Consider the following 19881-nt stretch of genomic DNA (forward strand, 5'->3'; position numbering starts at 1 on the left):
TAAATATTCTATTCTCAGTTTAGTATTTTAAAAATAGAATTTTAATGAGGAGGCTTTTGATGCCTACTAAGTCAAAGCCAAAAAAAAGAAAAAAAACATTGGTGATTGTTGAGTCACCAGCAAAAGCTAAAACGATAGAAAAATATTTAGGGCGCAACTATCGCGTAATTGCCTCTAAAGGGCATATTCGAGATTTACCTAAGTCGCAAATGGGAATTAATTTTGATAATAATTATCAACCTAAATATATTTCAATTCGTGGTAAGGGTGACACAATTAAAGAATTGAAATCGGAAGCTAAGAAGGCAAAGGAGGTCTATTTGGCCTCTGACCCCGATCGTGAAGGTGAAGCTATTGCTTGGCATGTGGCCCATGTATTAAATCTTGATGATACAGCTAAAAATCGCGTAACTTTTAACGAGGTAACTAAAGATGCTGTTAAAAATAGTTTTAAGCATCCCCGAACAATAGATATGGATACTGTTAATGCCCAGCAAGCTCGAAGGATTTTAGATCGAATTGTTGGTTATTCACTATCTCCAATTTTGTGGAGTAAGGTAAAAAAAGGCCTAAGTGCAGGTCGAGTTCAATCTGTTGCACTTAAGCTTGTTATTGATCGTGAAAAAGAAATTAATGATTTTAAACCCAAAGAGTATTGGACAATTGATGCGGAATTTCAAAAAAATAAATCGTCGTTTAAATCACAATTTTGGGGAATTAATGGTAAGAAAAGTGAATTACATAATAATGAAGCTGTACAGGAAGTTTTAGCTCAAATTGATAAGAAGAAGTCATTTGAAGTTAATAATGTGGTTAAACGTGAACGTCGAAGGCAAGCTGCTGCACCATTTACTACATCAACAATGCAACAGGAAGCGAATAAGCGTTTAAATTATCGTACACGGAGAACGATGAGTATTGCTCAACAATTATATGAGGGAATCAGTCTGGGTAAGCAAGGTACAGTGGGTTTAATTACATATATGAGAACTGATTCTAAACGTACATCACCGATTGCTCAGGCAGAGGCTTCTAAATTTTTGACAGAAAAATATGGTCAGGAATTTGCTGCTAAAGAAACCAGACATTTTAAAAATCAAGAAGATGCGCAAGATGCTCACGAAGCTATTCGACCAACTAGTGTTTATCGAACTCCAGAGTCACTTAAATCGGTTCTGACGATGGAACAATACCGCTTGTATAAATTGATATGGTCCCGATTTCTAGCAAGTGAAATGACTCCCGCTGTTTATGACACTGTTCGAGCTGATATTGAACAAAATGGGATAATTTTTAGGACTACTGGTTCTAAAATGAAGTTTGCTGGTTTCACAAAGGTTTATGATAGCCAACAAGAGAAAAATGTTGAGCTTCCTGAACTAGATAATGGCGATAGTGTCAAAATGACGAAATCTGATAATAAGCAGCATTTTACTTTGCCACCTGCCAGATATACCGAAGCTAGTCTGGTTCATACTCTTGAAGAAAATGGAGTTGGTCGTCCCTCAACTTATGCGCCTACTATTGATACCTTACAAAGACGTTACTATGTCAAATTAGAAGCTAAGTCAATTGTTCCAACAGAATTAGGTGAAATCGTTGATGATTTAATTGAAAAGTTTTTCCCCGATATTGTTAATATTGATTTTACTGCTCAATTAGAAACTGATCTTGATAGTATTGAAGAAGGAAAGAAGAATTGGGTTAGAGTAATTGATGAGTATTATCACCCATTTAAAAAGGAATTGGATAAGGCAGATGCTGGGATTGAAAAAATCCAAATTAAAGATGAACCAGCAGGCTTTAATTGTGACATTTGTGGAGCTCCAATGGTAATCAAGATGGGACGATATGGTAAATTTAATGCATGTTCTCGTTTCCCCAATTGCCGTAACACTAAGCCAATTGTTAAGAAAGTTGGTGTGATTTGCCCTAAATGTGGCAAAGGGGATGTAGTGGAAAAGAAATCAAAACGAAACCGTAAGTTTTATGGTTGTTCAAGATATCCTGAATGTGATTTTGTTTCATGGGATAAGCCACTTAATCGCAATTGTCCTAATGACGGCCATTTTTTAGTCGAAAAGCGTAGTAAAAAGGGACTAGTCGTTCTTTGTCCAAATGGTGATTACAAAGAAGACACCATAACCGAATAAAATTTAAGTTAACTTTATGTTAATATCATCAAATTTTATTAATTTGATGATATTCTTCGATATAGAAGACATTGTTTTAGTAAAGGATATTTTGTATGCTTCAAAGTGTAAATGTTGTTGGAGGCGGTCTAGCTGGTAGCGAAGCTGCATGGCAATTAGCCCAACGTGGTATTAAAGTAGATTTATATGAGATGCGTCCTAAAAAATTGACGCCAGCTCATAAAACTGGCCAATTAGCTGAATTAGTATGCACTAATTCAATGCGATCTAATCAGTTAACAAATGCAGTTGGCTTGTTAAAAGAAGAAATGCGTCAATTGGATTCGCTTATTATGACAGCTGCTGATGCAGCACATGTTCCCGCAGGTGGTGCCTTAGCAGTTGACCGCAAAGAATTTAGTTCTTATGTGACTAAAAAATTGATGGCTTTGCCAAATGTAACTTTTCATGATGAAGAAGTAAAACAGATACCAAAAACTGGCTTAACAATTATTGCAACAGGCCCACTTACTAGTGATATTCTTGCAACGCAAATTCAAAAGTTTTCTGGTACGCAAAGTCTACATTTTTTTGATGCTGCAGCACCAATTATCGCTGCAGATTCAATTGATTTGGATATCGTTTATAAAAAGTCACGTTATGATAAAGGGGAAGCTGCTTATTTAAACTGTCCGATGACTCAAGAAGAATATGAAAATTTTGCACATGAATTAGTAAAGGCGGAAACAGCCGAAATGCATAGTTTTGAAAAAAGTGATGTCTTTGAAGGATGTATGCCTATTGAAGTAATGGCTGGGCGAGGTGAAAAAACGATGCTCTTTGGTCCACTTAAACCTGTTGGTCTTGAAAATCCACATACCGGGCAACTTCCATATGCAGTTGTTCAATTAAGACAAGATAATGCCGCTGCTTCAATGTATAACATTGTTGGCTTTCAAACACACCTTAAATATGGTGAGCAAAAGCGAGTTTTTTCAATGATTCCAGGTTTGAAGAATTCACGCTTTGTCCGCTATGGTAAAATGCATCGCAACACTTACATGGTCTCACCAGAAGTTTTGACTGCTAGTTATGAATCAAAAAAACAGCCAGGTTTATTTTTTGCTGGACAAATGACAGGTGTTGAAGGTTATGTTGAAAGTGCTGGAAGTGGCTTGGTTGCTGGAATTAATGCGGCAAGAAAAGCAATTGGTAAAGAAACCGTAACCTTTCCTAAATTAACAGCATTAGGGTCAATGGCAAGATATGTTACGACAGCAAGTGTCAAACACTTTCAACCAATGAATGCTAGTTTTGCATTAATTCCTGGACTTGAGGATAAGAAAATTAGGAATAAGCGTGAACGGCATCAGAAAATAAGCGAACGTAGTCTCACAACGCTAACAGAATTTAAACAGACAGTGTTAAAATAAAATGGTAAACAATGAAGATGATCTTTTACAAAGTTTTATGGCATATTTGCGAAATGAACGCCATTATAGCAAGATGACCTTAAAGTCGTATAGAACTGATTTACTTGAAGCAAAACGGTTTTGGCAAGATAATGGTGGCTTTAAAGGTTGGCAAGATGTTGATCGACGAGACGTTGAGATTTTTTTACAAAATCTTGCGCAAAAAAAATCAGCTCGGACAACTCAAGCTCGCAAAATGTCTAGTTTAAGATCTTTTTATCGTTTTTTGACTAAAAGAAAATTAGTTAATTATAATCCAACTCAAACAACAGTTTTGCGTACAAAAAATCATAAGTTGCCGCAATTCTTTTATGCTCCTGAAATTAAGCAAGTATTTGCGTCACTTAAGGGTAGTGATCCACTAACAAGGCGTAATCTTGCTATGTTTGAACTGTTTTATACAACCGGAATGCGTGTTAGTGAAGTGAGTGGATTAAAAACTGATCAAATCGATTTAAATTTAAAAATCATTTTAGTACATGGCAAAGGAAATACCGATCGTTATGTGGCTTTTGATGATGAAACCAAAGTAGCATTGACAGGATATTTAAATGAATCCCGAAAAAAGTTGCTAGCAAATCAGGATGATCATAATTATGTTTTTCTAAATAAACAAGGAAAGAACTTGACTTCACGCGGTATTGAGTACATTATGCAAAGAGTTTTTAATGGAGCTGGAATTAGCGGCAAAGTTCATCCTCATGAATTGCGACATTCTTTTGCAACGGCAATGCTTAATAATGGGGCGGATTTGCGTAGCGTCCAAGAACTTCTTGGACATGTAAATTTATCGACAACTCAAATTTATACGCATGTTACGATGAAGCATTTACAAAATAATTATCAAAAATATTTTCCACGAAATAATGAGAAAGATGAGGCAAAAAAATGACAACAATATGTTCTGTAAAATATAATGGCAAAACTGCTATTGCTGGTGATGGACAAGTAACATTAGGAGAAAAAGTGATTGCAAAAGCAACTGCTAAGAAAATTAGACGCATTTATCATGATCGTGTAGTCATTGGATTTGCTGGTGGAGTTGCAGATGCAGTTAGTTTACAAGAAATGCTAGAAAATAAACTAGAAGCCTTTGGAGGGGACCTAAAACGGGCAGCCGTAGAAATGGCCCAAGATTGGCGTAAAGACGCAACACTACAAAAATTAGAAGCAATGATTATTGCATTTAATGATCAAGATTTACTACTTATTTCAGGAAATGGTGAAGTCCTTGAACCTGATGAGAACGTTGTAGCAATTGGTTCTGGCGGTAATTTTGCTCAAGCAGCAGCAATTGCCATGATTAAACATTCATCAGGGATGACTGCTAGCCAAATAGCACATGAGGCGGTTGAAATCGCTTCTGGAATTGATATTTTTACGGATAATCAAATTAATACGGATGAATTATAAAAGTAGGTGGAATTTTGATGGAACCTAAAACTCCCAAGCAAATTGTGAATTTATTAAATAAATATATTATAGGACAGGATGAAGCCAAGAAAGCAGTGGCTGTTGCACTGTATAATCGATATCGAAGAATGCAGCTTTCACATAAAATGCAAGAAGATATTACTCCTAAAAATTTATTGATGGCAGGTCCCACTGGTGTTGGAAAAACGGAAATTGCAAGAAGGTTAGCTGCAATTGTTCAAGCACCATTTATAAAAGTTGAAGCTACTAAATTTACTGAAGTTGGATATGTCGGTCGTGATGTTGAATCAATGGTTCGTGATTTAGTAAATGAAGCCGTTAGAATGGAGGAAAAAGATCAGTTTGAACGAGTTAGGGACCAGGCAACTAGAGAAGCTAACAAGGTATTAGTAAGATTACTTGTACCAGGTATTAAACATAAGAAACAACAAAACATATTGCAGCAATGGCAAAATATGATGACCTCAGTTGACTCCGATTACCCCAGCAATAGTTCTGAAGAAGAAGTTACAGATGAGATTCGTAATGAACGCTTGTCTGTTTCGGAACAATTAAGTAAAGGGCTGTTAGAGGATCGAGACGTTACAATTAATGTGCAACAAACTCCTAAAGTTAATCCGATGAGCGATATGATGGGACAAGTTGGGTTCGACGTTAGTTCCATGTTAAATGGGTTGGCTCCTAAAAAGCAAGTTAAAAGAACGTTACCTGTTAGAGATGCACGCGAAATTCTAATACAGGAGCAATCACACAAAATGGTTGATTATGATTCAATTTATCAAAAGGCGATTGAACGAACGGCAAACAATGGCATTATTTTTATAGATGAAATTGATAAAATTGCTGCTGGTAATAAGAAAGCGTCAGGTGAAGTTTCGCGTGAAGGAGTCCAAAGAGATATTTTGCCAATTGTTGAAGGTTCAACTGTGCAAACAAAGTATGGTCCGGTTGAAACAGATCACATTTTGTTTATCGCAGCGGGTGCTTTTTCTGAAGCTAAACCAAGCGATTTGATTCCTGAGTTACAAGGCCGCTTTCCAATTAGAGTTGAACTTAATCCATTGACTAAGGAAGATTTTGTTAAAATTTTGAAAGATCCCGCAGATTCTCTTTTAGAGCAGTATGTTGCCTTAATGAAGGCTGATGGTATAAAGTTGGTTTTTACTCAAGAAGCAGTGGAGCAAATTGCAAAGATTGCGTACGATGTAAATCAAGGTACTGACAATATTGGTGCTAGAAGATTAGCAACAATCCTTGAAAAATTGCTTGAGGATGTTTTATATGAAGGCCCAGATATGGAAATGGGTGAAATAACAATCACAGAAGCATACGTTAATGAAAAACTTAGTGATATAATAACTAATAAGGACTTAACTAAGTTTATTCTTTAATAGAGGCGATGAATAAGCATGGATTACACTATTAAAAACAGTATCCTACAGGTTATTATATCTAGTATGGGGGCTGAAGTTCAGAGTATTAAAAGTCAACATAGTGGATTCGAATATATTTGGCAAGCCGATCCCAAAGTCTGGCGTCGGCATGCACCAATTTTATTTCCATTTGTAGGTAAATTAAAAAATGATCAATATACTTACCAAGGGAAGACTTATCATATGGGACAACACGGTTTTGCCCGTGATATGGAATTTACTGTTGAGCATCAAACTAGTGAAAGTATTACTTTTTTACTAACAGATACAAATGAAACTAGAAAAATTTATCCTTTTAGCTTTGAGTTGCGAGTAAATTATAATCTGCTTAATAATTTACTTGAGGAAAATTTTAGTGTAATCAATAAATCCAATGGACAGATGATTTTTGGTATAGGTGGTCATCCTGGTTTCAATATACCGACGAGTGATCTGGTTTCTAAAGAAGATTTTTATTTTAGCACTAGACCTTCACTTGCAAGAATTCAAATACCTATAAGTGATGGATTACTTGACTGGGATAATCGTTCACTTGCTTCGACTAATAGTTTGATAACTCTTAGTGACCATTTGTTTAAAAACGATGCATTAGTTTTTCAATTAAAGGGACACGACAATCGCATTTCTCTTAGAACCGAAACTAGTGATTATCATATAAATGTTTGGCTAAGAGATGCACCTTTTGTAGGAGTTTGGTCACAATATCCAAATTTTGGTGATTATGTATGTATTGAGCCATGGTGGGGAGTTGCCGATCGACTTGATTTTAACGGTAAACTTGAAGAAAAATATGGCATGAATCATCTTGAAGATGGAGAAACGTTTACTGCTGGATTTAGTATGGCTTTTCATGATCAAGATTAAGATCAGTAAGCGTAAAAACATCTAATATTTTAAATTTTAAGGGCTTAATATCACTTGATGTTAAGCCCTTAATTTATAAAAGAAAGTTGGCTTTTGGTCCATCTTGCGAACAAACGTTCTGAAAGTTATAATATAAAAGCCAGTGACTTATTCACTAGCTTAATTAAAGTTTATGATGCTCCTTTTTATACCAATACCATAAACCGAAAGGAATGATATTTTCTTGATGATGAACTAAGCGGCTAATATTACTACGGTGTCTGACAAATAGGACAACCATAATACAACCGACAATTATTTCAAGAAAAATATCATGAAAGAAAAACGTTGTAATAAAAATTAATACTACGGCAATTAGACTAGACAAACTGACATAGGAAGTAATAAAGACAAGCGGCAAGAAAATCAACGCGCAGATGCCAAAAAACTTCAAATTATATCCCAAAAAAAGACCTGCACTGGTAGCAACGGCTTTTCCGCCCTTAAATTTAAGATAAATTGGGAAGGTGTGTCCTAAAATAGCCAAACCACCAGAAATTAGGAGCAAGTATTTGGGCCCCGATATTTGAAAAATACGTGGTAAGCTTGTTGCTAATGTTCCTTTCAAAACATCCACGATTAAAACAAAGCTACCTGCAAACGGCCCAAAAACGCGAAAAGAGTTTGTCGTTCCAATATTTCCTGAACCATATTGTCGAATATCTTCAGAAAAAAATATTTTACCAATCACCATCCCAGTGGGGAAGGATCCTATCAAGTATGCTAGAATAAAAACCAGTGTTAATTTAAAATTTATCATTTATTTCCTACTCTCTTACTTACTAGAACTTATTTTATCAAAGATTAGTTAGTGTGAGAATTAAAATATATGATTTTAAACTGGAGGAATTTATTTGGCTGAAACAAATAAAAAAACAAATTCTTACGATGATTCATCTATCCAGATACTGCACGGACTTGAAGCTGTGCGTAAACGTCCGGGAATGTATATTGGGTCTACTGATATACATGGCTTAAATCAATTAGTTTATGAAATCGTTGATAATTCAGTTGACGAAGCGATGGCTGGTTTTGGCCAAGAAATTGATGTTACAATTCATCAAGATAATAGTGTAACAGTTCGTGATTTTGGTCGCGGAATGCCAACAGGAATGCATAAGTCTGGTAAACCGACGATTGAAGTCATTTTAACGGTTTTGCACGCTGGTGGTAAGTTTACAGAGCAAAATTACAAAACCTCTGGGGGACTACATGGTGTTGGTTCTTCGGTTGTTAATGCCCTATCTAGTTATATGGATGTGAAAGTCGTTCGGGATGGTGTTATCTATGAAGAAGAATTTGAAAATGGTGGTCATCCGATTGGTACATTAAAACGTATTGGTAAGACTAAAGAAAAAACAGGAACAACTATTACATTTAAACCAGATGAAACGATTTTCTCAACGACTAAGTATAAATATGAAACAATTCAGGAGCGAATTAGAGAATCGGCCTTCCTATTAAAAGGTGTTCGTTTTGTTTTAACCGATGAGCGTGTTCCCGAACATCATGATGATTTTAAATATGATAACGGAATTGAATCTTTTGTAGCTTATCTCAACGAAGGTAAAGATACCTTAAGTGATGTTTTTTATTTTGATGGTAAGCAAGATGAAATTGAAGTTGAGTTTAGTGGTCAGTATAGTGATAGTTATTCTGAAAGTCTTGTTTCTTTTGTTAATAATGTCCGTACAGCAGACGGAGGAACACACGAAGTTGGTGCGCGAAGTGGGTTTACTCGTGCTTTCAATGATTATGCTAAGAAACAAGGAATTTTAGGTAAAAAGGATAAAAATATTGATGGTTCTGATTATCGTGAAGGTTTAAGCGCAGTGCTTTCAGTTAAAATTCCAGAGGAACTGTTAGAATTTGAAGGTCAAACTAAAGGAAAATTAGGAACACCTCAAGCAAGATCAGTAGTAGATGCAATCGTTTATGAAAAAATGTCATATTACTTATTGGAGAATGGTGAATTAGCACAGGAACTAGTTAAGAAAGCTCAACGCGCAAGGGATGCACGTGAAGCTGCTAAAAAGGCTCGGAATGAGAGCCGCAATGGAAAAAAGCGCCGAAAAAAAGAAGTCTTATCTGGAAAATTAACGCCGGCACAGTCACGAAATCCCAAGAAAAACGAATTATTTTTAGTAGAAGGTGATTCAGCTGGTGGATCAGCCAAGCAAGGACGTGATCGTCGCTTTCAAGCTATCTTGCCGTTGCGTGGTAAAGTATTAAATACACAAAAAGCAAAGCTACAAGATATTTTCAAAAACGAAGAAATCAATACTATGATTTATACTATTGGTGCTGGTGTCGGTGCCGAGTTTAAAGTGGATGATTCTAATTATGATAAAGTCATCATTATGACCGATGCCGATGATGATGGTGCGCATATTCAAATTTTGCTATTAACTTTCTTTTATCGTTATATGCGACCAATGATTGAGCATGGCAAAGTTTATATTGCTTTACCACCATTATATCGTCTACAAAAAGGACATGGTAAAAAGTCTCAGGTTAAATACTCTTGGACTGACGAGGAGTTAACTATTGATGAAAACAAAATGGGGCGAGGTTATACACTCCAGCGTTTTAAAGGTTTAGGAGAAATGAATGCTGAACAGTTATGGCAGACCACAATGAATCCAGAATCCAGAATGCTAATTCGCGTTAAAATTGATGATGCTGCTTTAGCTGAGCATCGTGTTACAACTTTAATGGGTGACAAAGTCGATGCTAGACGTAAATGGATTGAAGAAAACGTTAAGTTTCGAATGGGTGAGAATGCTTCAATTTTAGAAGAAGAAAATGAGTAAAGAGGGTTTTAATTAATGGCTACAAAAGAACGAATTCGTGAAATGCCGCTTGAGCAAGTCATGGGTGAACGTTTTGGACGATATTCAAAATATATTATTCAAGAACGTGCTTTACCAGACATTCGTGATGGCTTAAAACCAGTTCAGAGAAGAATTCTTTATGCAATGTATCGGGATAACAATACCTATGATAAACCGTTTAAAAAGGCAGCAAAGGCTGTTGGTAACATCATGGGTAATTTCCATCCACATGGTGATAGTTCTATATATGGTGCTCTTGTTCATCTCTCCCAAAATTGGAAAATGCGTGAAACGCTAGTAGAAATGCATGGTAATAATGGTTCAATGGATGGGGATGGACCGGCTGCCATGCGTTACACAGAATCGCGGTTAAGTAAAATTTCTAATATGCTTTTGCAGGATATTGACAAGGAAACAGTTAATATGGTGCTTAATTTCGATGATACTGAATATGAGCCAACTGTTTTACCAGTCAGATTTCCTAATCTACTAGTTAATGGTTCAACTGGAATTTCTTCTGGTTATGCAACAGAAATTCCGCCACATAATTTAGGCGAAGTCATTGATGCTACGATTTATTTACTAAAACATCCCGATGCCGACTTAGATGATCTAATGCAGTTTGTAAAAGGTCCTGATTTCCCTACTGGGGCAATAGTTATGGGGCAAAATGGTCTTCGTGAAGCTTACAGAACTGGACGAGGTCGTATTCAAGTGCGTGCCAAGTCTGTAATTCAAGAAATTCGTGGACATCGTGAAGAAATCATAATTACGGAGATTCCATTTGCTGTCAACAAAGCGCTATTAGTCAAAAAGATGGATGAAATCCGCTTAAATAAGGAAATTGATGGTATTGCTGAAGTTCGTGATGAAACGGACCGTCATGGTTTATCAATTGTGATCGAATTGAAAAAGGGTGCTGATTCGAAAAACATTCTAAACTACTTATTTAAAAATACGGAATTACAAGTTTCGTATAACTTCAACATGGTTGCAATTGATAACATGACGCCAGTACAAGTAGGTTTGAAGCATATCCTTTCATCTTACTTAGAGCATGAAAAAGATATTGTTACAAAAAGGACCAAATTTGACCTAAATAAAGCTGAAACTAGATTAGAAATTATTCAGGGTCTTATTCATGCTATGGATATTCTAGATCAAGTAATTAAAACCATTCGTGCTTCTAGAAATAAGTCCGAAGCAAAGAAAAACTTATCTAGAGAATTTGTTTTTACTCCAAGACAAGCTGAAGCAATTGTTTCATTACAATTATATCGTTTAACTAATACTGATGTAGATGCTCTGGTAGCAGAAAAAACCGATTTAAGCACAAAAATAGCGCAATATCGAGATCTATTATCTGATAATAAAATTTTGGAAAAAGAAATCGTTAAAGAACTCACTAAAGTTAAAAAAGATTTTGATAATCCGCGACGAACAGAAATTTCTACAGAAACTGCACAAATTAAAATTGATGAGAAAGCATTAGTAGCCGATGAACAGGTTAGGATCTTAATTAGTAGGGATGGCTACTTGAAGAGGTCTTCATTACGCTCATGGCAATCAAGTGATGATACGGACAATGGATTACCAGATGGTGATCAGGTAGTTTACGAAAAGACAGTATCAACACTTGATAATTTATATCTTTTTACTAATCGTGGGAACGTCATTTTTCGGCCTGTAAATGAATTAGTTGAAGTAAAATGGAAGGAAACAGGGCAACATTTATCTCAAGAAATCGGATTAAATAGTAAAGAGAGAATTATTCGCGTTTTTACACTAAATCATCTTGATGAAAACGTTAATTTCCTTTTAGCAAGTAATGATGGGTATATAAAGCAAGTAAAACTTTCAAACTTAAAGCCAACGAGGACATATCGTTCACGTGCAATGACAGCAATGAAGATGAAAAAAGCTAGCAGTTTTGTTGTTAGGGTTGACCTTATTAAGCCGAACACTAAAGATGAGATAGTTTTATTCACGCAGAGAGCTTATGCAGTCAGATATGATATTAGTGAAATTCCTGAACTGGGTGCAAAGGCCAGTGGTGTCAAATCAGTCAATCTTAAAGATGAAGATTACGTTGTTTCGTATTTTTTGTTTAATCTAAAATATATTGATTTACTGTGTGTTGGAATCATTACTCAACGTGGAGCTTTTAAACAGCTTAAAGTTAACTTAATTGGCAAAGTATCACGTGCTAAAAGAGGAGTTTTAACTTTGCGTGAGCTTAAGAAGAATTCACATAGAATTGCTGCTATAGTTGCTTATGGTCAAAACCATAACTTAAAAATCACAACAAGCAGTAAGAGAATAATTAAGTTGAGTTCGAATGACTTTCCTTTAAGTGACCGTTATTCCAATGGTTCATTTGTTGTTGATACAACAAGCGATGGTATACCTGTAAGTATTCAACTTGATAGCCCTAGAAGCTGAACTATTACTTGTAGCTAATATAACTATTCATATATAATTAAAATTATTCAAAAATCATTAAATAATAATCAAATTATATTTTGACATATAACCGCTTTTGATTGATAATATTATATAAATAAAATCATATTATTATTGAAAATGGATTGTTAAAATTAGAAGGAATAATTTATATGCCTAAAACAGATATAATACTATCACCAAAGTCTTTACACTATTTCTTACAACTGATTGATACAATGAATTATACTCAAGCAGCACAGATTTTAGGAATCACTCAGCCAGCTTTATCGCAACAGATTAAAAAGATAGAACATGCAATCGGAACTCCGCTTTTTGGTCAAAATGGGAAAAAGCTCTATTTAACTGAAGCAGGTAAACAGTTGCAAGTTGGTGCAATCAAATTACTTGGAACGGTTAATTCAGTTGTTAGAGATATTCAGGAATTTAACCAGGCAGATAAAGGGACAATAACAGTTGGTATATTAGAAGGCATTGATCAGGATATACTACAGCGTTTTTGGATTGATTTTAATAAAAAAAATCCCCAAATTATAACTACTTTTGTTAGCTTTAACAGAAAAGACTTGTGGTACAATCTCGATAATAATTTGATTGACTTGGCAATTATATATATTCCGTGTGAGCTTAAGAAGAGTCAGGCAAATTTGCATAATCAATATGAAAGTATGACTATTAGCCAAGATAGCATAACAATTTTAACGCATAATGATGGAATGAAAGCGGGGAAATCATATCCAATTTCTGAATTTGTTAAAACAAATTGGGTTGCTTATCCAGATAGTTTCTATTTAAGGCAATTGATGAGAGAAAAATTTAATAGTACAATAAGTACGAAGAATCAGATGAAAGTTCCAATGAGTTTTTCTTCGACTGGACAGTTGATAAAAATTGCTGAGGCAACTAATTATGATACATTCATCAGTTACACATATTATCAAACTCATCGTAATGAAATTAGATTGACGCCAGTACATTTATTAGATGATCAAAAATTCTTGGTTTCAATTGTTTATCGTAAAGGTAAAAAGGATATACCGCGAATTAAAAATATTTTAACTGAATTAAAAAAATCGATAGATGATTAAACACGGAAAGGCAATAGGTATAAATGAAATGGAAAAAGAATTAATTTTTGGACACCAGAATCCTGACACTGATGCAATTGGTACGGCAATTGCATATTCATATTTACAAAACAAATTGGGCTACAACACCGAGGCTGTAGCTCTTGGAAATCCTAATGATGAAACTGCATTTGCTTTAAAAAAATTTGGATTTAAAGCACCTAGAGTAATTAAGACTGCAGCAAATGAAGTAAATAAAGTAATGCTAGTTGATCATAATGAGCCACAGCAAAGTGTTTCTGATATTGAAAAGGTCTCTGTAACACATGTTATTGATCATCATCGAATCATGAATTTTGATACTAGTTCACCTTTGTTTTATATAGCTGAGCCTGTTGGATGCACTAGTACAATTTTGTGGAAATTATATAAACATTTTAATGTTCAAATTCCACAGAATATTGCTGGTATTATGCTTTCAGCAATAATTTCTGATACCTTGTTGTTAAAGTCTCCGACAACTACTTCTGATGATAGACAAGCAGTAGAAGCTTTAGCAAGCATTGCAGGGGTTGATTATGCTGAATACGGTTTAGAAGAATTAAAAGCGGGTACTAATATTAAAAGCAAGTCAGAAGAAGATCTTATTAATCTTGATGCTAAGAGTTTTGATTTAAATGGTAAAGCTATTCGAGTAGCCCAGATTAATGTAGTTGATTTGTCAGAAGCATTAACTCGTAAATCAGCCTTATTGAAAACAATGGAAACAACATCATCAACTGATCATTATGATTTATTTATGCTTTTGATAACAAATGTTCTTGATTCTGACTCAGTTGTTTTGATTTGTGGATCAAATGAGGCCAAAAATGTTTTTGAACATGCTTTTGGTGAAGTTCATGATTCACAAATTAGTCTTCCAGGGATTGTTTCGCGGAAAAAACAAGTAGTACCACAGCTTACAGAAGCCTTTAATTTAGAAGTTAATTTATAATTATGGTGTTTGCATTATGTAGATTTATGTAGATAAGGTAAATAGGTAGTAGCTTATAAACATTTTGCTTATTTAAAGTATTATATATAAAAATAAAAAAAGAAATAGGAAATTTTCCTATTTCTTTTTTTCTAAATAAAACTAATCTTTATTGATTTCTTTTACTAAGATAATGAAAGACTTGCAAACTCTTTCAGCTTTTTCAGGAGCCATTTTTCTTAATTCATTAAGAACTTTTTTAATGAACACTGGAGTATTATCTTGATGATTTTCTGCCTTAACTTCTTTAAAACGGTAAGCATTCATAATAATATCAGGTGTTGTAGTATTTAAAGCTCGGGCAATAGAATCGAGCTTCTGAATACTAATATTTTGATTCTTAGTTCTTTCAAGACGAGAAATAAAGTTTACGGACAAATCACTCAACTCTGCAAGGTCCTCTTGTGTCAACTTCTGTTCACGTCGTCGACGGCATATTTCTTTTCCTAAATTTATACTCATGGAATAAATTCAACCCTTTCAAAAATATAATTCCATATTCCATAATAACAGATTAATTATAGAAATAAACAAAAAAACAAAAAATAATAACTAAAACATTCAAATTCAATAAAATCTTAAAACATAACAGCAAATTTATCGAAGTAAAAAGTTTTAATTTATACTCTAAAAAGTATTATAAGACAAATTAGTAAAAATTTAAATAAAATTGCACTAAAAAAATAAACTTAAAATCAAAAAACTTAAAATCAAAAATATTTTTGTATAATTACCAATTGCTTGATAATCTAAGCTAAAATAAATAACCTGGCTTTCTTAACAGATTATTTATTTATAATATATAAATTCTAAAATAAAAAGCGCTTTATTACAATTTTTGCTCTAATAAGCAAAAATAAAATTGTTTTATGATCGAAAGATGGTTAAATTTTGATATGAAATAACAAAATTTAGAAAAAATACTTGTTAAAATCCATGATAGAAATATCAAAATTACCAAGCAAATTTGATACCGCTTTAATTATAAACTGCTTGCTTAAATAAACATTATAAAAAATCTTATTTAAACTCTAAATTTAAATAGATGTTGTTCATTGAGATTTAAATACAATTATTGATACCGCTTAAAAAGTTTAAATTAATGGAGAACAGGCAAGCAATAATTAACTTCGTATAATATATATTATGTAAAGTTAAAATGAGACTTTATTATAAATCGAGGAACGTTATCGCTTTATTTATAATTAAGTCAAAAATTGGTTAGATAGAATAACCTTTTGAATAATTTAAAACCACTGTAAATTAAACCTGGAGTTTAAAATGAGCATATGTAAATTTGATAATATTTATCGATAAATAATCAATCTCCTTTTTGTTGAGATCAAAAATTTAGTCAATTATATTTATTAAACGGTGATATATAAAACCAATGTAAAATTGCTCTAATAAATGAATTGGTTTTTAGTGAAGAAAGTATGATTAATAATGCCGTAATTTAGCTTATTAAATCGGTTTACCTATCATTAAAATTATAGTTTTAATGATAGGTAAAAGCTTTGATTAACAGGTATTTATAATAATATAATTTTTTAAAAAATATTTTATGCTCTATAAAACATAACAAATATTGCTCAATTAATTTTTCTTGCTATTCTACTAATCTTCTCTTTAAAAGCTATCTGGGCTTTGACTTTTTTAAAGACAAACATATATTCCTGTTTTATAATTAAATAAAGATTATTATGCTAGGAGAACTAACTTTTGGAGACAAATAAGTACTTAAATTTAATTCAAACTGAATTACAAAATATGCCCGATTATATTAAGGAATATAACTTTGGAACCAATCATTCTTTGGCAACGTCATATCAGTATTTAACTGAAATTAGACGTTTTTTTGACTGGTTGCGAACTGAAGGAATATCAAGAGTGAACAATAATAAGCAAGTTACCGTTGAAACACTAGCTAACTTACATCGAAATGATATTATGCTATACATTAATTATTTAGGACATACAAAGAATCAGCAAGGCCATTTAAATTCACCGACTACAATAAATCGTTCAATTAATGCATTGCGCTCTCTTTTTAAGTTTTTGACGATAACAGCAGATAACAATGATGGTCAACCGTATTTCGAACGAAATGTAATGCTTAAGATTGATTCACTTAATGATACAAAAACTCTTAATTATCGAGCTCATGTTCTTGAATCTCATATGTATATCGGTAACTTGAAATACCAGTTTTTAGATTTTATTGAAAACGAGTATGAACAGCGTTGTAATAAACAAGCCCTTCCCTCCTTTAAAGTTAATAAGCAACGTGATATAGCGATTATTGCTTTAATATTAGGCACCGGTATTCGTGTTTCTGAATGTGCTGGAATTAATGTTGCTGATTTAAATTTACGTAAAGCAACTTTAGATGTAACGAGAAAAGGTGGTCAACGAGATAGTGTTCCTATTGCTGAATGGACGCTTGATTATCTGATAGATTATAAAAAAGTTCGCAAGCAACGGTATAATGTTACCAAAAGAGAATCCGCCCTATTCTTAACTAATTGGCATCAACAAACAAAGAGAATTACTTCAAATGCAATTGAGAAGATGGTTAACAAATATTCGGCGGCATTTGGTCATCCTTTAACACCACATAAATTAAGGCATACTCTTGCTTCTGAATTATATGGTGTTACCAAAGATCAAGTTTTAGTTGCACAACAACTTGGTCAAAAAGGAACGACAGCAACGGATTTATATACTCATGTTGATCAAACAAAGCAACGACAAGCATTAAATGATATTTCAGCAAATGATGATCCAAAACAAGGGAATTAAAAAATCTAGTAGGTAAAAATCACCTACTAGATTTTTTAATTGAACCATGTTTGCCAATCAGCTTCATTTAAAGCGGCAAAACACATTGCTATCTCCTCTTGGTTATTGTGTTTAAACGATAGTGGTGGCAATTTATCAAGAGAAAAGTAAGAGCAAGAACTCGTTTCGGTATTTGGAATAAACTGGCCACCTATTTCGTGACATAAAAAAATAATATTGCATACATTGATGGCTCGCTCAATACGATTTTTACCATGAATATTAGTTTGACTATTCTTAATTGCTATCACCCTGTTAACCGTAATATCTCGTCCAGCTTCTTCTTTCACTTCTTTAATACAATTATCTCTAACAGAAAGATTAGGTTCACACCATCCACCTGGCATAGACCAAAGGTTGTCGGTTGTTTCCTTGACTAAAAGTATTTGGTTGTTTTTAAAAACAGCAGCACGTGTAGCTAATTTTGGGGTTTGGTAGCCATCCTCACTGCTAAACATAAATTTAATCTGCTTTTTAGGTAGTCCCGTTTTGGAAGTCATCATTTCGGTTGCAATTTCTCTCAATCTAGTATAACGCTCTAAATCAAACCGATCGCGTCCAAATTCTAAACCATTTTGGGCGATACTTTGTAACTCTATCGCCCAATCTGTAAACTGATCTCTTTTTTCCATAATCAAATCTATCCTTGAGGTGCAGAGTGTAAAAACATTTTACTTGGTTAGATCAATCTTATCAATATCAATCATCCAACCAATAGCAAATGACTTTTCTCCTAAGTGTGTTGCAATTCCAGGACTAAATTTAGTTACAGATATATTTTGATTAGGAAATGTATCACGTAAAAATACTTTAGCCTCTTCTACTTGGCTGCTATCATTTGAATCAATAATAAATAATTTTATTTTATCTTTATAGGGAAGTTTATCTATCTCACTAACTGTTAACTTTTTGATTTTTGCAAAAGCTCGTTTCATTGATCTAATTTTGTCAAAAGCAACAATTTTACCATCTCTAAAAGTTAACAGTGGTTTGATATTAAGCATTGATCCAATAAATGCTTCTGCATTGCTTAAACGACCCCCACGACGTAGGTTTTGTAAATCATTTGGAACAAAAATTTCATCAATTGTTGACCTAATTTGCTCCAGCCTTTCTAAAATTGTATCTAAATCTACGCCATTTTTGATTAGACGCGCAGCGGCTAAAACAAGATTGCCTTGCAATCTTACGGTCATTTTTGTGTCGATTGGATGCAAATTATATTCTGGATTTGTTTTTGCAATATTACATAGGGTCTGATAGAAGCCAGAGATTCCACTTGATAATGTAATTGCAATGATTGCTTCATACCCTTCACCATGCAATTTGTTAAAAAGATGAATTAAATCCCCCATACTTGGTTGTGAAGTTTTGGGAAAATCAGCTCCCTGTCTTTGCATTTCAAAAAGTTGTTCTGATGTAATATCTACATCTTCTAAATATTCTTTATTTCCAATAATAATTGGAATCGGTAGAACAATAATATTGTTTATATCCGCTTCTTGTTTAGTTATAACGCTGGTACTATCAGTAACTAATGCAATTTTCATCTAATTAACTAACCTTTCGCTTTTATATGTACGACTAAAGGAAATTATAGCATAAAAGTTCAAGCTATTCGACTACTTACTTAAAATCAGTCTTTCTTTTTTGATTAATTTATCAAAAGTTTGACTAAGACAATTAACTTCTTGCTGTGAAAGATCTTGTAATAGACTTTTTTCAATATCATTCATGGATCTTTTTAATTCTTTCAACTTATTCAACCCTTTTTCACTGAGAACAACTGTCTTGCTTGAGTCATTTTCAGAACGAGTAATTGTAATTAGTTGCATTGTTTTCACTTGTTGCAGTTGACGGCTTAAAGTGGAAAGAGAGATTTTTAAATTATTAGCTAAATCCCCCATTTTTAAAGCCTGATTATTATTTTTAGCAAAATAAAGCAGAATGCGAGTTTGTGAAAAATTTAACCCACACCTATTACGTATTTCCTTTTTAATATTCCCTGCGACTATGCTAAAGGCTAAGATATCCAATTTATTCTCCTTCCATCAATTTTGAATAATAAATTTATTTTATAAATTATGTTGTGAAACAACGCTTTATATATAATATAAAGCATTGTAAATACTAAGAAATTATTTATAACACACATTTTAAGTTTAAATAAACATTAATTTATAATAATAGTATACCAGCTTTGGTAAAATTTTGCTCAAAAAACTTAAATCTGTGCATATATAATTAAAGTACCCTATTTTCACATTAG

General features: G+C 33.4%; 16 protein-coding genes. 11 read left to right on the forward strand and 5 right to left on the reverse strand.

The window, feature by feature from the left end; genetic code table 11:
- The first annotated feature begins 59 nt into the window (after window positions 1–59).
- The 6 genes from topA (at window position 60) to F5ESL0228_RS03995 (ending at window position 7335) form a co-directional block, all read left to right on the forward strand.
- Complete coding sequence (topA, locus tag F5ESL0228_RS03970; RefSeq protein WP_122022925.1) at window positions 60–2153, forward strand: type I DNA topoisomerase; 2094 nt, start codon at window positions 60–62, stop codon at window positions 2151–2153.
- Window positions 2154–2248: 95 nt separating this feature from the next.
- A complete protein-coding gene (trmFO, locus tag F5ESL0228_RS03975) occupies window positions 2249–3565 on the forward strand; it encodes a methylenetetrahydrofolate--tRNA-(uracil(54)-C(5))-methyltransferase (FADH(2)-oxidizing) TrmFO (RefSeq protein ID WP_122022926.1) in 1317 nt (438 codons plus the stop codon).
- A 1-nt stretch (window position 3566) separates the two neighbouring features.
- Window positions 3567–4496: a site-specific tyrosine recombinase/integron integrase gene (xerA, locus tag F5ESL0228_RS03980; protein WP_122022927.1), complete on the forward strand. Its 930-nt coding sequence runs from the start codon at window positions 3567–3569 to the stop codon at window positions 4494–4496.
- Window positions 4493–5017 (forward strand): ATP-dependent protease subunit HslV, encoded by a 525-nt coding sequence (gene hslV, locus F5ESL0228_RS03985; RefSeq protein WP_122018182.1) that lies wholly within the window; start codon window positions 4493–4495, stop codon window positions 5015–5017. The genes xerA and hslV overlap by 4 nt, the downstream gene beginning before the upstream one ends.
- Before the next feature lie 14 nt (window positions 5018–5031).
- Window positions 5032–6429 (forward strand): ATP-dependent protease ATPase subunit HslU, encoded by a 1398-nt coding sequence (gene hslU, locus F5ESL0228_RS03990; protein WP_305018003.1) that lies wholly within the window; start codon window positions 5032–5034, stop codon window positions 6427–6429.
- Window positions 6430–6447: 18 nt separating this feature from the next.
- Entirely contained in the window at window positions 6448–7335 is an 888-nt protein-coding gene (locus F5ESL0228_RS03995) for an aldose 1-epimerase family protein (protein WP_122022929.1), read from the forward strand.
- Between the two features lie 163 nt (window positions 7336–7498).
- On the opposite strand, the gene plsY is transcribed toward F5ESL0228_RS03995, so the two are convergent.
- Window positions 7499–8134, reverse strand: a complete 636-nt coding sequence (gene plsY, locus F5ESL0228_RS04000; protein ID WP_122018185.1) for a glycerol-3-phosphate 1-O-acyltransferase PlsY — start codon at window positions 8132–8134, stop codon at window positions 7499–7501.
- Window positions 8135–8228: 94 nt separating this feature from the next.
- Here plsY and parE point away from each other — a divergent pair, with 94 nt between their 5' ends.
- The 4 genes from parE (at window position 8229) to F5ESL0228_RS04020 (ending at window position 14732) form a co-directional block, all read left to right on the forward strand.
- Window positions 8229–10187: a DNA topoisomerase IV subunit B gene (gene parE, locus F5ESL0228_RS04005; protein WP_122022930.1), complete on the forward strand. Its 1959-nt coding sequence runs from the start codon at window positions 8229–8231 to the stop codon at window positions 10185–10187.
- Window positions 10188–10202: 15 nt separating this feature from the next.
- Window positions 10203–12650 carry a DNA topoisomerase IV subunit A gene (gene parC, locus F5ESL0228_RS04010; RefSeq protein WP_122022931.1) on the forward strand — a complete coding sequence of 816 codons (2448 nt, stop codon included), beginning with the start codon at window positions 10203–10205 and terminating at the stop codon, window positions 12648–12650.
- 173 nt (window positions 12651–12823) lie between these two features.
- Window positions 12824–13759, forward strand: a complete 936-nt coding sequence (locus F5ESL0228_RS04015; RefSeq protein WP_122022932.1) for a LysR family transcriptional regulator — start codon at window positions 12824–12826, stop codon at window positions 13757–13759.
- A gap of 28 nt (window positions 13760–13787) precedes the next feature.
- Window positions 13788–14732 (forward strand): manganese-dependent inorganic pyrophosphatase, encoded by a 945-nt coding sequence (locus tag F5ESL0228_RS04020; RefSeq protein WP_122023199.1) that lies wholly within the window; start codon window positions 13788–13790, stop codon window positions 14730–14732.
- 141 nt (window positions 14733–14873) lie between these two features.
- Here the strand turns inward: F5ESL0228_RS04020 and F5ESL0228_RS04025 are convergent, their stop codons facing one another.
- Window positions 14874–15233 carry a helix-turn-helix domain-containing protein gene (locus F5ESL0228_RS04025; RefSeq protein WP_122022933.1) on the reverse strand — a complete coding sequence of 120 codons (360 nt, stop codon included), beginning with the start codon at window positions 15231–15233 and terminating at the stop codon, window positions 14874–14876.
- Between the two features lie 1260 nt (window positions 15234–16493).
- Between F5ESL0228_RS04025 and xerS the strand changes: the two genes are divergently transcribed.
- The gene (gene xerS / locus F5ESL0228_RS04030) at window positions 16494–17573 is read left to right on the forward strand and encodes a tyrosine recombinase XerS (RefSeq protein WP_122018190.1); all 1080 of its coding nucleotides are present in this window, start codon (window positions 16494–16496) and stop codon (window positions 17571–17573) included.
- Between the two features lie 35 nt (window positions 17574–17608).
- Here the strand turns inward: xerS and F5ESL0228_RS04035 are convergent, their stop codons facing one another.
- From F5ESL0228_RS04035 to F5ESL0228_RS04045, 3 genes are all read right to left on the reverse strand, one after another.
- Window positions 17609–18244, reverse strand: coding sequence for an NUDIX hydrolase N-terminal domain-containing protein (locus F5ESL0228_RS04035; protein WP_122022934.1), 636 nt, complete (start codon window positions 18242–18244; stop codon window positions 17609–17611).
- A 39-nt stretch (window positions 18245–18283) separates the two neighbouring features.
- Window positions 18284–19162 carry a DegV family protein gene (locus F5ESL0228_RS04040; protein WP_122022935.1) on the reverse strand — a complete coding sequence of 293 codons (879 nt, stop codon included), beginning with the start codon at window positions 19160–19162 and terminating at the stop codon, window positions 18284–18286.
- 72 nt (window positions 19163–19234) lie between these two features.
- Window positions 19235–19648, reverse strand: coding sequence for a MarR family winged helix-turn-helix transcriptional regulator (locus F5ESL0228_RS04045; RefSeq protein WP_122022936.1), 414 nt, complete (start codon window positions 19646–19648; stop codon window positions 19235–19237).
- Between the last annotated feature and the right edge of the window lie 233 nt (window positions 19649–19881).

The sequence above is a fragment of the Lactobacillus sp. ESL0228 genome, assembly GCF_003692825.1.
Taxonomy (GTDB): Bacteria; Bacillota; Bacilli; order Lactobacillales; family Lactobacillaceae; genus Lactobacillus.

What these genes read in the sequence shown, in the direction of transcription:
- F5ESL0228_RS04025 (WP_122022933.1), bottom strand. Translation starts at nt 15,233, where the DNA reads ATGAGTATAAATTTAGGAAAAGAAATATGCCGTCGACGACGTGAACAG.
- F5ESL0228_RS04020 (WP_122023199.1), top strand. Translation starts at nt 13,788, where the DNA reads ATGGAAAAAGAATTAATTTTTGGACACCAGAATCCTGACACTGATGCA.
- topA (WP_122022925.1), top strand. Translation starts at nt 60, where the DNA reads ATGCCTACTAAGTCAAAGCCAAAAAAAAGAAAAAAAACATTGGTGATT.
- trmFO (WP_122022926.1), top strand. Translation starts at nt 2,249, where the DNA reads ATGCTTCAAAGTGTAAATGTTGTTGGAGGCGGTCTAGCTGGTAGCGAA.
- parC (WP_122022931.1), top strand. Translation starts at nt 10,203, where the DNA reads ATGGCTACAAAAGAACGAATTCGTGAAATGCCGCTTGAGCAAGTCATG.
- plsY (WP_122018185.1), bottom strand. Translation starts at nt 8,134, where the DNA reads ATGATAAATTTTAAATTAACACTGGTTTTTATTCTAGCATACTTGATA.
- F5ESL0228_RS04015 (WP_122022932.1), top strand. Translation starts at nt 12,824, where the DNA reads ATGCCTAAAACAGATATAATACTATCACCAAAGTCTTTACACTATTTC.
- F5ESL0228_RS04040 (WP_122022935.1), bottom strand. Translation starts at nt 19,162, where the DNA reads ATGAAAATTGCATTAGTTACTGATAGTACCAGCGTTATAACTAAACAA.
- F5ESL0228_RS03995 (WP_122022929.1), top strand. Translation starts at nt 6,448, where the DNA reads ATGGATTACACTATTAAAAACAGTATCCTACAGGTTATTATATCTAGT.
- hslV (WP_122018182.1), top strand. Translation starts at nt 4,493, where the DNA reads ATGACAACAATATGTTCTGTAAAATATAATGGCAAAACTGCTATTGCT.
- F5ESL0228_RS04035 (WP_122022934.1), bottom strand. Translation starts at nt 18,244, where the DNA reads ATGGAAAAAAGAGATCAGTTTACAGATTGGGCGATAGAGTTACAAAGT.
- xerA (WP_122022927.1), top strand. Translation starts at nt 3,567, where the DNA reads ATGGTAAACAATGAAGATGATCTTTTACAAAGTTTTATGGCATATTTG.